The following is a 13082-nucleotide window of genomic DNA, read 5'->3' as shown; positions in this document are numbered from 1 at the left end:
TCCAGGGTGCGTCCTCGGCCGGGCGTTCCTAGGCTGGGTCGCATGACCGACCGTACGGGCGAACGGACGGGCGACGAGAAGCCGAAGCTCAAGGAGTACGAGGGCGAGGGCATCACCGTCACCTTCGAGCCGCGCCGCTGCCTGCACGCGGCCGAGTGCGTCCACGGCCTGCCGGAGGTCTTCGACCCGTCCCGGCGCCCGTGGGTGCTGCCCGGCGCCGCCGAGCCCGCCCGGGTCTCGGAGGTCGTCCGGCGCTGCCCCTCCGGCGCGCTCCAGTACCACCACCGCCCCGGGGACGCCGTCGCCGAGCCCCCTGACTCCCCCACCACGATCCGGCGCACGCCCGCCGGGCAGCTGGTGGTGCGGGGCGACCTCGTCGTGACCGGCGCCCACGGCGACCGGCACGAGACGCGGGTGGTGCTCTGCGGCTGCGGGGCGTCCGGGAACCGGCCGTACTGCGACCGCTCCGGCCCCTGCGCGGAACCGGACGACGACGATGTGCCGGAAGAACGCTGACGGCCGGCCCGGCCGCGTGCGCGCACCGACCCCGTCCGGGCCGCCGGGTCCCGCCCGCCCCGGCCGTACGCGCGGCGACGCCTGACGGCACCGGCCGACGACGGGCCTCGCTCCGGGTGCCCGAGGGGCCGTCCCGGCGGGCGCCGGCCGCCCGGTGACGCAACTCACGTGGAGGGGGAGTGCACGTTCCGGCCCCGCCGCTCGTCTTGAGGGGTGTCAGGTGCCCTGGTGTCGGGGAGACGCACAGGATCCGAAGCCCGCGTGAGAGGAGCCGGTCTTGTCCGCCGTCATCGAGCAGGCCGTGCAGGCCCGTCTGGTCGCGTCCGCTCCCCGGATGGAGACCGTCCCCGCCACGCTGCGGTACGACCGGGAGGATCCGTACGCCGTGAGCATGGCCTTCCCGCCGCCGGCGACCCTGGAGGGCGTCGAGGTCTCCTGGGCCTTCGCGCGCGAGCTGCTCGTGCAGGGGGTCGAGCGTCCGGCCGGGGACGGGGACGTGCGGCTGCGTCCGTACGGCTACGACCGCACGGTGGTCGAGTTCCACGCCCCGGAGGGGGTGGCCATGGTCCACGTGCGGACCTCCGAGCTGCGCCGCTTCCTGGAGCGCTCGCAGCACCTGGTGCCGACGGGGCGCGAGCACCAGTACCTGGACTGGGACCAGGGCCTCGCGGAGCTGCTCCGCGAGCGTCCGTGGGGGCCCGCCGCGTAAATCGTTTGCGGGCCTCCCGGGCCGGGGCGTACGGTCCGTAGCGACCTTGTCGTCGCCCGATCGGAGAAGGACGTTGCTCGTCTGAGGTTGCGAGACACCGAGCCGCGCGTGCCCCCGTGCCGCGTCGTGCCGTTCTCGACCTCGGCGTACGAGCCGTTCTCCCCACTGCCCGCGCCCCGGTGTCTCCTCGCGTTGCCCCATTCCACGCTCGCGCGACCGGGAGGCCTCCATGGCGCACCACCCCACTTTCCTCACCTGTTCCGCCCTTTCCTTCTCCTGGCCCGACGGCACCGAGGTCCTCGACGGCTTCCGGCTCTCGATCGGCCCCGGCCGCACCGGCCTCGTCGGGCTCAACGGCTCCGGCAAATCCACTCTCCTGAAGCTGATCGCGGGCGAACTGACCCCGCAGGACGGCACGGTCAAGGTCACCGGTGAGCTGGGGTACCTCCCGCAGAACCTGGTCCTGGACACCTCGCGGCGGGTGGACGAGATCCTCGGCATCGCCGGCAAGCGGGCGGCCCTGCACGCCATCGAGGCGGGCGACCCCGCGGAGGAGCACTTCAGCGCCCTCGGCGACGACTGGGACGTCGAGGAGCGGGCGCGGGCCGTCCTCGACCAGCTCGGGCTCGACCACGTCGGCCTGGACCGGACCGTGGGCGAGATCTCGGGCGGCGAGTCCGTGCTGCTGCGCCTCGCCGCGCTGCTGCTCGCCCGGCCCGACGTGCTGCTGCTCGACGAGCCCACCAACAACCTGGACCTGCACGCCCGTGCCCGTCTGTACGAGGCGGTGGAGAAGTGGTCGGGGGTCCTGGTCGTGGTCAGCCACGACCGGGAACTCCTGGAGCGGGTCGACCAGATCGCCGATCTGCGCGACGGCGAGGTCGCCTGGTACGGCGGCAACTGGACCGCGTACGAGGCGGCGCTCGCCGCCGAACAGGAGGCGGCGGAGCGGATGGTGCGGGTCGCCGAGGCCGACGTGCAGCGCCAGAAGCGCGAACTCGCCGACAACCAGGTGAAGTCGGCGCGCCGCAAGCGGTACGGGCAGAAGAGCTTCGAGAACAGGGTCGCCTCGAAGCTCGTGGCGAACAGCCAGAAGCGCAACGCCCAGGTCACGGCCGGCAAGCAGCGCACCCTGCACGCCGAACGCCTCTCGGAGGCGCGGGAGCGGCTCGACGCGGCGGTGGAGACGGTACGGGACGACGACGAGATCCGCGTCGAGCTGCCCCGCACCTCGGTGCCCCCGGGCCGCGAGGTGCTGCACCTGAGGGAGCTGGAGCTGCGCCACGGGGTCCGGGTCGACGGCTCGTTCGAGCTGCGCGGCCCGGAGCGGATCGCCCTGGTCGGCCGGAACGGCTCCGGGAAGACGACGCTGCTCCGGACGGTCGCCGGGGAGCTGGAGCCTTCGGCGGGCGAGGTGGACGCGCGGGTGCCGCTGCGCTTCCTGCCGCAACGGCTCGACGTGCTCGACGACGGGCTGAGCGTGGTGGAGAACGTGGCGCGCTTCGCGCCCGGGGCGACGGCGAACGCGATCAGGGCGCGCCTCGCCCGGTTCCTGTTCCGCGGGGCGCGGGCGGACCAGCCCGTCGGCACCCTGTCGGGCGGGGAGCGGTTCCGGGCGACGCTCGCCGCGCTGCTCCTCGCGGAGCCGGCCCCGCAGCTGCTGATGCTGGACGAGCCGACGAACAACCTGGACATGGCGTCGGTGCGGAAGCTGACGGCGGCCCTGGAGGCCTACGAGGGGGCGCTGATCGTGGCGAGCCACGACGTGGCGTTCCTCGAGTCGCTGGGGATCACCCGCTGGCTGCTGCTCGACGGGAGGCTGCGACCGACGACGGCGGAGGAGATCAGGGGGACCGCCCCGAACCCCCGCCGGAGCGAGGACCAGGGCCTGACGGCGGGGTGAGCCCCGGGGCCGGCTCCCCCGACGGCGAAGCCCCGGAGTCGCCCCCCCTCGCCGGGGGAACCCCGGCCTCGGCTCCTCCTCCGGGCCGGGGCGGGCCGGGCCCCGGTCGCCGCGTGCGCTGAGCCGTCGGGCGCGTGCGCTGTGTAGTCGGCCGCTCGGTTCCCCGGCGGCCGTCCGGGGGTGACCTGCGTCTCCGGCGCCCCGCCGGAGCTGCGCGCATAACGGAACGTAACCGGACATCGCCGGGACGGGCTTGGCCGACGCCTTACGGAGCCTTAACCTACGGTCTCGTAACCTACGAATCCGTAGGTACGCCTGTACGCCCTCCCCGTCCCCCATCCCCAGGAGTTCCCGTGACGCTCACCTCCCCTTCTCTCGGCAGCTCGGCGGAGTGGACCGACGCACGGTTGCTCTACGCGCTGGAAGAGGTCGTGGAGAAGGAGCTCAACCGGCACCTGAAGGTCACCAAGGACTGGATGCCGCACGAGTACGTGCCGTGGTCCGACGGACGGAACTTCCCCGGCTTCTTCGAGGACGGCGAGGCCTGGGACCCGTCGCAGTCCAAGGTCACCGAGATCGGCAAGATCGCGCTCGTGGTCAACCTGCTCACCGAGGACAACCTCCCGAGCTACCACCACGAGATCGCCAGCCTGTTCGGCCGCAACGGCGCCTGGGGCACCTGGGTGCACCGCTGGACCGCCGAGGAGGGCCGGCACGGCATCGTGATGCGCGACTACCTGCTCGCCTCGCGCGCCGTCGACCCGGACAAGCTGGAGCAGTTCCGGATGGCGCACATGAGCGAGGGCTTCGAGTCCGACAACAGCCACTCGATGCTGCACTCCGTCGCGTACGTGGCCTTCCAGGAGCTCGCCACCCGCATCTCCCACCGCAACACCGGCCACCAGTCCGGCGACCCGGTCTGCGACCGGATGCTGGCCCGGATCGCCACCGACGAGAACCTGCACATGGTCTTCTACCGCAACCTGCTGGGGGCGGCCTTCGAGATCGCCCCCGACCTGACCATGCAGGCCGTGCGGGACGTCGTGGTCAACTTCCGGATGCCCGGACACGGCATGCCGGGCTTCGAGCGGGCGGCCGCGCAGATGGCCATCGGCGAGATCTACAACATGCGCATCCACCACGACGACGTCCTCCAGCCCGTCCTGCGCTTCCTCAAGGTCCTCCAGATCGAGGGCCTCGGCCCGGACGGCCTGCGCGCCCAGGAGGAGCTGGGGCTCTACATGAACGGGCTGGACAGCGAGGCGAGCAAGTTCGACGAGAAGCTCGCGGCCCGCAAGGCCCGGATGGCCGCGCGCGCGGCCGGCTGAACCACCCGCTCCCGGGCGCCGTCCGGCGGCTCAGCGGCTCCGCCGCTTGAGCCGCCCGCGCTCCTTCTCGGAGAGGCCGCCCCACACCCCGAACCGCTCGTCGTGGGTGAGGGCGTACTCCAGGCACGCCAGGCGGCCCTCGCACGCCCCGCACAGCTGCTTCGCCTCGCGGGTCGAGGAGCCGGGGGCCGGGAAGAAGAACTCCGGGCCGGCCTGGGCGCACAGGGCGTTCTCGCGCCAGGAGAGGTCGGGGGCGGTCAGCACGTCGGTATCCGTCTGCATGACCGACAGCTTGCCCAGGGGCCGTAAACGCGCCATCAACGTTCGATCAATGGCGGATATCCGGTGCCGGGACCGGCGGGAGGTCCGCCGCTCCGTCACCCCCCTCGAACACGGCTCCCGCGTGCCGGACCACGCGTGAACAGAGTGTTTCCGACCCCGTGGGGAGCCTGGTTCGTCTCCCGTCATGTGGGAGCGTGGGAGCCCGATCACCCACGGGGAGCGAACCCATGACGACCGAGGCCGGCATCGTCCGACCCCCGGCGGGCGCCCAGGCGGTCCGCCGCGCACTGGACGTGCTGCACTGTTTCCACGACAACGGGCCCGATCTGAGCGCCTCCGACCTCGCGCGCCGGCTCGGGCTCTCCACCTCGACGGCGCACCGGCTGGCCCGCACCCTGCTCGGCGCGGGCTTCCTGGAGCAGGACGCCCGGACCGCGCGCTACCGGCTCGGTCCGGCGGTGACCGAACTGGGCCGGCTCTCGTACCACCAGCGGGGGCTGCACCGGGCCGCGCCCGAGCTGTCCGATCTCGCCGGGCGGACGGGCGCGGCGGCCGATCTGGCGCTGCGCAGCGGCCCGCACGCGGTGATCGTGGCGGGCGGTCCGGTGACCCCGGAGGTGGGGCTGCGCCGGCCGCTGCACTCGACGGCGCTCGGGAAGGTGCTGCTCGCGTGGCCCCGGGCGGCCGAGGACGGCCCGCGCGCGCTGCCGTCGCCGCACGGGTCCCCGGAGCGGTCCGTCGTCGAACCGACCGACCGGGCAGCCGAGCTGGCGCGCGTACGGGAGGCGGGGTACGCCCTCCAGGACGGCGAGCCGGTCCACGGGGTCCGGACGCTGGCCGTGCCGGTCCTGGGGCGCGCGGGGCACGCCCGGTTCGCGCTCGCGGTGCGGGGGACCCCCGAGCTGATCACCGACGCGCGGCTCGACTGGTACCTGGCGCAGGCGCGGGCCTGCGCGCGGGCCCTGGAGGTGCTGCTGCTCGCCCCGGCGGAGCGGCGGGAGCCGGGAGAGCGGTTCGGGTAGGGCCCGTGGCCGGGGGGCGGACGTCGCCTCGGTCGAGGGACTCGGAGGCCCGTCCCCGGGGCGGATCGCGACCGAGCCGGGGCTGGGCGAGGGCGGCGTCTTCGCCCTCTTCGGCTCCGAGGAGGACGACGAGGACGCCGGAGGAGTGGGCGGCGACGGCCTCGGAGCGCCGTGCCGGGCGTGCAACTCCCGGATGCTCTCGCGGTACTCGACGATGTCGCCCGCCCTGCCGGAGGAGTCGCCGTGACCGGGCGCGTCGGAGGCGACCGGGCCGCATCCCCGCGCGAGGAGCTCCTCGGCGAAGGCGCCGAGCCGTGCGTGCCGGTGCCGCCCGCCCGGAGACGTCCCGGCCCTCCGTTCCCCTTCCCGGCCCTCCGTTCCCCTTCCCGCCCTACTCCCCCTCGGCCCCCTCCTTCGCCCGGCTCGGCTGCACCCGCTTCGGCTCGCCCGGCATCTTGGGGTACTCCGGCGGGTACGGCAGGTCGCCGAGACCGCGCTCCGCCTCGTCCCGCCGGGCCAGTTCGAGCAGCGACTCCAGGCCGAACCGCTCGTCGTCCATGCCGGCGTGGACGTCGCCGACCTCCGCGTACCGGTCCGGCATCGTCCTGATGTCGAAGTCCCGCGGCACGACCTCGCCGATCTCCTCCCACCTCAGCGGCGCCGAGACGGGGGCGTGCGGCCGGGGGCGGACGGAGTAGGCGGAGGCCATCGTGCGGTCCCGGGCCATCTGGTTGTAGTCGACGAAGATCCGCTCGCCGCGCTCCTCCTTCCACCACCGCGTCGTGACCCGGTCCGGCATCCGCCGTTCCAGCTCCCGGCCGCAGGCGATCGCAGCCCGTCTGACCTGGGTGAACGTCCACTCGGGCAGGATGGGCACGAAGACGTGGAGACCCCGGCCGCCGGAGGTCTTCGGCCAGCCGCGCAGGCCGTGCTCGTCGAGGACCGCGCGCAGCTCGTGGGCGGCGCGGACGGCGTCGGCGTAGTCGGTGCCGGGCTGGGGGTCGAGGTCGAGACGGAGCTCGTCGGGGTGGTCGGTGTCGTCCCGGCGCACCGGCCAGGGGTGGAAGGTGACGGCGCCGAGGTTGGCCGCCCAGAGCACGGCCGCGGTCTCGGTGGGGCACATCTCGTCGGCCGTCCGGCCGCTGGGGAAGGCGATGCGGGCCGTCGGGATCCAGTCCGGGAGGTTCTTCGGGGCGTGCTTCTGGAAGAAGGACTCGCCGTCCACCCCGTCGGGCCGGCGCTCCAGGGTGGTGGGGCGGTTCCGCAGGGCGCGGGTGATGCCGTCGCCCACGGCCAGGTAGTACCGGACCAGGTCCAGCTTGGTGTAGCCGGGCTCGGGGAAGTACACCTTGTCGGGACTGGAGATCCGCACGGTCCGGTCGCCGACCTCGAGCTCCACCGCTGCCGCCTTGCCTGCCATGCCGGTCAGCCTAGGGCTCGCCGACGAGCACCGCATACCGGACAATCTCCCCATGGATCTTCCGGTGATGCCGCCCGTGAAACCGATGCTCGCCAAACCGGTGAAGCGGATCCCGCCCGGGATGCACTACGAGGCGAAGTGGGACGGCTTCCGCGCGATCGTGCACCGGGACGGGCCGGAGCTCGTCATCGGCAGCCGGACGGGCAAGCCGCTCACCCGCTACTTCCCCGAACTGGTCGGGGCGCTGACGGCCCGGCTGCCGGAGCGCTGCGTCGTCGACGGGGAGATCGTCGTCGAGCACGACGGCCGCCTCGACTTCGACCGGCTCGCGGAGCGGATCCATCCGGCCGCCTCCCGCGTCCGCCTGCTCGCCGAGACCGCCCCGGCCCGGTTCATCGCCTTCGACCTGCTCGCCCTCGGGGACGACTCTCTGCTCGACACCCCGCTGAGCGAGCGCCGGGCGGCCCTGGAGCGGGTCCTCGCCGGAGTCGACGCGCCCGTCCACCTGGCCCCCGCGACCCGGGACCCCGAGCTCGCGGCACGCTGGTTCGAGCAGTACGAGGGCGCCGGCCTCGACGGGGTGGTCGCCAAGCCGCTCGACCTGCCGTACGAGCCGGACGTCCGCCTCATGTACAAGATCAAGCACGAGCGGACGGCCGACGTCGTCGTGGCCGGATACCGCTTCCACAAGAGCGGGCGGGTCGTCGGCTCGCTGCTGCTCGGCCTGTACGACGGGCGGGACGCCCTCCAGCACGTCGGCGTGTGCGCGGCCTTCACCGCCGCCCGCCGCGCCGAACTCGTCGAGGAGCTGGAGCCGCTCCGGATGGATCCCCCGGGCGGGCACCCGTGGGCGGCGTGGACGGACGGGGCCGCGCACGAGAGCGCCCGGTTGCCGGGCGCTCCCAGCCGCTGGGCGGGCAGGAAGGACCTGTCGTGGGTGGCGCTGCGGCCGGAGCGGGTCTGCGAGGTCGGCTACGACCACATGGAGGGGGACCGCTTCCGCCACACCGTCCGGTTCAAGCGGTGGCGCCCGGACCGGACGCCGGAGTCCTGCGGCTACGAGCAGCTGGAGGAGCCCGTCTCGTACGACCTGGCGGAGATCTTCGCGTAGGCCGTGGCGGCGGCCCGCGGGCCGTGGGCACGGAACGCGCGCCGGCGGAAGCGGCCGGGCCGGTACGTGAGATGCCACACATTCCACGGCCGGGCCGCCCGCCCCCGGCGCCTCGATCCGACGGTACGTTCGACGAACTCCCGCGCGATGCGCAAGATCGGTGCGCGGAGCGGTGGCGGGCGGCCGCCCCCGTACCTGCGGGAACGCGTCCCGGGCCGGACCGCGCCCTCGCCCGGTCCGCTCCCCCGGGGCCCGCGCGGCCCTCCTCCGGCGCGCCCCGCCGTCACCCGGCCGCGACACCGCCGTGCCGGAACCGGTACGGCCATCCGGTACGTATGGAGGTGGAGACCCTTCCGTACCCTTCCCGGACCGACTAGGACTGACCCGTGATCACCTCGCCCTCGCGCCTCGTTCCCGTCCCGATCCCCGACAGCGTGGCCGCGATGATCGGCGCCTGCCTGCCGCTGCACGTCCTCCAGGCCGAGGTCGACGCGGACTGCGCGGCGCGCGAGGTGTACCGCTTCCGGGGACCGCTCTGCGCGGAGGACCGGGCGGACCGCGAGCACGCGCTCGCCGCCCTGGCGCGGGCCAACAAGATCCTCGCCAAGCACCATCCCCGACTGCCCATCACCCCCTGACCGGACCGACACCCCTCCGGCCGTCCCCCGCATGCGTGAGGGCGGTGGCGGTGTGACGCTGCGAGAGTGACCACGATCAGCGACGCAGCGCCCGCGCCCCCGGCCGCCACCGAGCCGCCCGTGCTCGACAGCCGCCGCCGCAACATCGTCTTCGGCACGATCATGCTGGGCGTCCTCCTCGCCGCCCTCGACCAGACGATCGTCGGCACCGCCCTGCCCACGATCGTCGCGGACCTCGGCGGCGCCGCCCACATGTCGTGGGTGGTCACCTCGTACCTGCTGGCGGAGACGGTCGCGACCGTCCTCGTCGGCAAGTTCGGCGACCTCTTCGGCCGCAAGGTGGTCTTCCAGATCTCCGCGGTCGTCTTCATCACCGGCTCGTTCCTCTGCGGACTCGCCACCAACATGACGCTGCTGATCGTCTGGCGCGGCCTCCAGGGCATCGGCGCCGGCGGTCTGATGGTCACCTCGATGGCGCTCATCGCCGATGTGATCCCCCTGCGCGACCGCGGCAAGTACCAGGGCGCGATCGGGGCCGTCTTCGGCGTCTCGACCGTCATCGGCCCGCTCCTCGGCGGTCTGTTCACCGACCACCTCAGCTGGCGCTGGGCCTTCTACGTGAACGTCCCCATCGCGATCCTCGTCGTCATCGCCGCCGCCCGCACGATCCCCTCGGTGCGCTCCGCGAGCCGGCCGGTCATCGACTACGCCGGCATCGCGTTCGTCGCCGTCGGCTCCAGCGCCCTGATCCTGGCGACCAGTTGGGGAGGCAACGAGTACGCCTGGAACTCCGGCGTCATCATCGGACTCTTCGCGGGCGGCCTCGTCGCCCTGGGCCTGTTCTGCTGGGTCGAGACCCGGGCGGTCCAGCCCATGCTGCCCATGCGGCTCTTCCGGAACCCGGTCTTCACCGTCTGCTCCGTGCTCAGCTTCGTGGTCGGCTTCGCCATGCTCGGCGCGATGACCTTCCTGCCGACCTATCTGCAGTACGTCGACGGGGAGTCGGCGACCATGTCCGGCATCCGCACCCTGCCCATGGTCATCGGCCTGCTCATCGCCTCGATCTTCAGCGGCAACGTCGTCAGCAGGTCCGGCCGTTACCGGATCTTCCCCATCGTCGGGTGCCTGGTGATGGGCGTCGGCCTCTTCCTGCTCTCCCTCATGGGACCGGACACCGGCACCGGGCCGGAATCGCTGTACATGTTCGTCCTCGGCGTCGGCATCGGCCTGTGCATGCAGGTCCTGACCATCGCCGTGCAGAACACCGTCGACTACGCCGACCTCGGCACCGCCACCTCCGGCGTCACCTTCTTCCGCACCCTCGGCAGTTCCTTCGGCACGGCCGTCTTCGGAACGATCTACGCCAACTCCCTCCGGCCCAACCTCACCGGCGGGATCGTCGAGGCCGCCGCCGTCGCCCGGCGCCTCGGCGTGGACCCGGCCGGGATCGCGCAGGCCGCCCAGAGCCCGGCCGGGCTCCACGGACTCCCCCCGCGGATCGCCGAGCCGATCGTCCAGGCGTACGCGGACACCCTCCAGACCGTCTTCCTCTGGACGGTGCCGGTCGCGGCCGTCGGCTTCGTCGTCGCCCTCTTCCTGAAGCAGGTGGAGCTGCGCGACTCGGCCCGCTCCGCCGCCCCCGACATGGGCGAGGGCTTCGGCTCCCCCACCATGTCCGGCGACTCGGAGAAGCTCCTCGAACTGGTCGTCGGCCGGATCCTGCGACGGCAGGACATGGAGACGGCCCGCCGGATCGTCGGCGACTCCGACACCCGGCTCGACTTCGCCGGGGCCTGGGCGGTCATGCAGGTCGAGCTCTACACCCGGACCGTCGGGCACGCCAGCCTGGGCCTGATCTCGGCCGGGCGGCGCGTGCCGCCGGAGGTGCTCCTGCCGGTCTTCGACCGGATGGTCGACGAGGGCTTCCTGACGCGGGACGGCAGCCTGCTCTCCCACACCCGGGCGGGCAGGCGCGAGGCGGACGTCATCACGCACGCCTGGGGCGACTGGCTGGCCGACCGGGTCGAGCAGGAGCGCGGACGGCCCAGCGGGCCCGAGCTGCGGGTGGCGACGGACGCCATCGCCAAGAAGATCGTGGCCGAGGACCTCGCGAGCGGAATCCCGAGGGAACGGGTGACGGCGGGCACGGGCGCGCGCTGAGCCGGGAGCCGGCCCGGCCGGGCGAGAGGCCCGGCTCAGTCCAGGAAGTCGCCGTCCACGTACACCCACGCGCCCTCGTGGCGGGCGAAACGGCTCCGCTCGTGCAGGGAGCCGGCCTCGCCGCCGTGGACGTAGCGGGCCGTGAAGGTGACGGTGCCGTGCGAGTGGAAGGCGGTGCCCTCGGTGGTCCCCTCGATCTCCAGGCCGGCCCAGCGCGTCCCCGGGTCGAACTCGACCTCGCCCGGCCGTGTCCCCGGCGCCCAGGTGCGCAGCAGATAGGCCTCGTCGCGGACGACGAAGGCGCTGTAACGGGAGCGCATGAGGAGCTCGGCGGTGGGCGCCGCACCGCCGGTGCCCGAGTGGAACCGGCCGCAGCACGCGCCGTACGCGGCGTCGAGGCCGCAGGGGCAGGGCGAGGCCGCGGTCACGGCGGGGGCCGGGGACGTGCGGGGGCGGGTCTTGCGTCGGGACATGGCGTCATTCTCCCCCACCCGGAGGATCGCGGAGGCGCCCGTCATGTGGACGGCCCCGTGGACGGCGGCCCGGAATCCCGCGGCCCGGAGGGCGCGCCCGAGTAGCGTACGGGCATGAAACTGACGATTCTCGGAGGCGGCGGATTCCGGGTGCCGCTGGTGTACGGCGCCCTGCTCGGCGACCACGCCGAGGGGCGGGTCACCCACGTCACCCTGTACGACCTCGACGAGGGGCGGCTCTCGGCCATCGCCCGGGTCCTCGCGGACCAGGCGGAGGGGGTGCCGGACGCGCCGGCGGTGACGGCGACGACGGACCTGGACGAGGCGCTGCGCGGGGCGGACTTCGTGTTCTCGGCGATCCGGGTCGGCGGTCTGGAGGGGCGGGCGGCCGACGAGCGGATCGCGCTCGCCGAGGGCGTGCTCGGCCAGGAGACGGTGGGGGCGGGCGGCATCGCGTACGGGCTGCGGACCGTGCCCGTGGCCGTACGCGTCGCCCGGAGGATCGCCGAACTCGCCCCCGACGCCTGGGTCATCAACTTCACCAACCCGGCCGGCCTGGTCACGGAGGCGATGTCCCGGGTGCTCGGCGACCGGGTCGTCGGCATCTGCGACTCCCCCGTCGGCCTCGGCCGCCGGGTCGCCCGCGTCCTGGGCGCGAACCCGGACGAGGCCTGGATCGACTACGTGGGCCTCAACCACCTGGGCTGGCTGAGGGGGCTGCGGGTCGGCGGCCGGGACGTGCTGCCGCGGCTGCTCGCCGACGAGGAGGCGCTCGGCTCCTTCGAGGAGGGCCGGCTCTTCGGCCCGGAGTGGCTGCGCTCGCTCGGCGCGGTCCCCAACGAGTACCTGCACTACTACTACTTCAACCGGGAGGCGGTCCACGCCTACCGGACGGCCGAGCGGACGCGCGGAGCGTATCTGCGGGACCAACAGGGCGCCTTCTACGAGGAGATGGCCAAGCCCGACGCTCCGGCCCTCGACACCTGGCACCGTACGCTCGCCGACCGCGAGGCCACCTACATGGCGGCCAACCGGGAGGCCGCCGGGATCGGGGAGCGCGACGAGGAGGACCTGGAGTCGGGCGGCTACGAGAAGGTGGCGCTCGCGCTCATGCGGGCGATCGCCCGGGACGAGCGGACCACGCTGATCCTCAACGTCCGCAACGGCTCGACGCTCTCGGTGCTCGACGCGGACGCGGTGATCGAGGTGCCGTGCTTCGTGGACGCGAACGGCGCCCACCCCGTGTCGGTGGACCCGCTGCCGTACCACGCCGTCGGTCTGGTGACCGCGGTGAAGGCGGTGGAGCGCGAGGTCCTGGCCGCCGTGGAGAGCGGCTCGCGGGCGACGGCCGTCAAGGCCTTCGCGCTGCATCCGCTGGTGGACTCGGTGGCGGTGGCCCGCCGTCTCGTGGAGGGCTACACGGCGGCGCACCCGGGCCTCGCCTGGCTGCGGAGCCGGGACGGCCGAGCGCGAACGGACGGCTGACGAACACCTTTACGGGGCGGGGGGCGCGGCCTAGG

At 73.6% G+C, this 13082-nt stretch carries 12 protein-coding genes; 9 read left to right on the top strand and 3 right to left on the bottom strand.

Annotated features, from left to right (window positions below; translation table 11 throughout):
• Positions 1-42 precede the first annotated feature (42 nt).
• The 4 genes from IE180_RS25885 (at position 43) to IE180_RS25870 (ending at position 4456) form a co-directional block, all read left to right on the top strand.
• Entirely contained in the window at positions 43-516 is a 474-nt protein-coding gene (locus IE180_RS25885; RefSeq protein ID WP_190159351.1) for a (4Fe-4S)-binding protein, read from the top strand.
• A 277-nt stretch (positions 517-793) separates the two neighbouring features.
• Positions 794-1225: a spore wall synthesis regulator SsgD gene (gene ssgD, locus IE180_RS25880; protein WP_190159350.1), complete on the top strand. Its 432-nt coding sequence runs from the start codon at positions 794-796 to the stop codon at positions 1223-1225.
• Between the two features lie 229 nt (positions 1226-1454).
• Positions 1455-3128: an ABC-F family ATP-binding cassette domain-containing protein gene (locus IE180_RS25875; RefSeq protein ID WP_190159349.1), complete on the top strand. Its 1674-nt coding sequence runs from the start codon at positions 1455-1457 to the stop codon at positions 3126-3128.
• A 353-nt stretch (positions 3129-3481) separates the two neighbouring features.
• Positions 3482-4456, top strand: a complete 975-nt coding sequence (locus IE180_RS25870; RefSeq protein ID WP_190159348.1) for an acyl-ACP desaturase — start codon at positions 3482-3484, stop codon at positions 4454-4456.
• A gap of 30 nt (positions 4457-4486) precedes the next feature.
• Here the strand turns inward: IE180_RS25870 and IE180_RS25865 are convergent, their stop codons facing one another.
• Positions 4487-4738 (bottom strand): WhiB family transcriptional regulator, encoded by a 252-nt coding sequence (locus IE180_RS25865; RefSeq protein ID WP_030686652.1) that lies wholly within the window; start codon positions 4736-4738, stop codon positions 4487-4489.
• A gap of 227 nt (positions 4739-4965) precedes the next feature.
• Here IE180_RS25865 and IE180_RS25860 point away from each other — a divergent pair, with 227 nt between their 5' ends.
• Entirely contained in the window at positions 4966-5760 is a 795-nt protein-coding gene (locus IE180_RS25860; protein WP_190159347.1) for an IclR family transcriptional regulator, read from the top strand.
• A 391-nt stretch (positions 5761-6151) separates the two neighbouring features.
• Here the strand turns inward: IE180_RS25860 and ligD are convergent, their stop codons facing one another.
• Positions 6152-7180, bottom strand: a complete 1029-nt coding sequence (gene ligD, locus IE180_RS25855) for a non-homologous end-joining DNA ligase (protein ID WP_190159346.1) — start codon at positions 7178-7180, stop codon at positions 6152-6154.
• A gap of 52 nt (positions 7181-7232) precedes the next feature.
• Between ligD and IE180_RS25850 the strand changes: the two genes are divergently transcribed.
• The 3 genes from IE180_RS25850 (at position 7233) to IE180_RS25840 (ending at position 11089) form a co-directional block, all read left to right on the top strand.
• A complete protein-coding gene (locus tag IE180_RS25850; protein WP_190159345.1) occupies positions 7233-8291 on the top strand; it encodes an ATP-dependent DNA ligase in 1059 nt (352 codons plus the stop codon).
• A 443-nt stretch (positions 8292-8734) separates the two neighbouring features.
• Complete coding sequence (locus IE180_RS25845) at positions 8735-8929, top strand: hypothetical protein (protein WP_373302824.1); 195 nt, start codon at positions 8735-8737, stop codon at positions 8927-8929.
• Between the two features lie 66 nt (positions 8930-8995).
• On the top strand, positions 8996-11089 hold the full coding sequence (locus tag IE180_RS25840) for an MDR family MFS transporter (RefSeq protein WP_190159344.1): 2094 nt from the start codon (positions 8996-8998) through the stop codon (positions 11087-11089).
• 35 nt (positions 11090-11124) lie between these two features.
• On the opposite strand, the gene IE180_RS25835 is transcribed toward IE180_RS25840, so the two are convergent.
• Complete coding sequence (locus IE180_RS25835) at positions 11125-11562, bottom strand: YchJ family protein (protein WP_190159343.1); 438 nt, start codon at positions 11560-11562, stop codon at positions 11125-11127.
• A gap of 114 nt (positions 11563-11676) precedes the next feature.
• Between IE180_RS25835 and IE180_RS25830 the strand changes: the two genes are divergently transcribed.
• Positions 11677-13047, top strand: coding sequence for a 6-phospho-beta-glucosidase (locus IE180_RS25830; RefSeq protein WP_190159342.1), 1371 nt, complete (start codon positions 11677-11679; stop codon positions 13045-13047).
• Positions 13048-13082: the final 35 nt, after the last annotated feature.

Source organism: Streptomyces litmocidini, from assembly GCF_014649755.1.
Taxonomy (GTDB): domain Bacteria; phylum Actinomycetota; class Actinomycetes; order Streptomycetales; family Streptomycetaceae; genus Streptomyces; species Streptomyces litmocidini.
The sequence above is the reverse complement of the archived record's forward strand: the minus strand, read 5'-3'. Positions and strand labels throughout refer to the sequence as shown.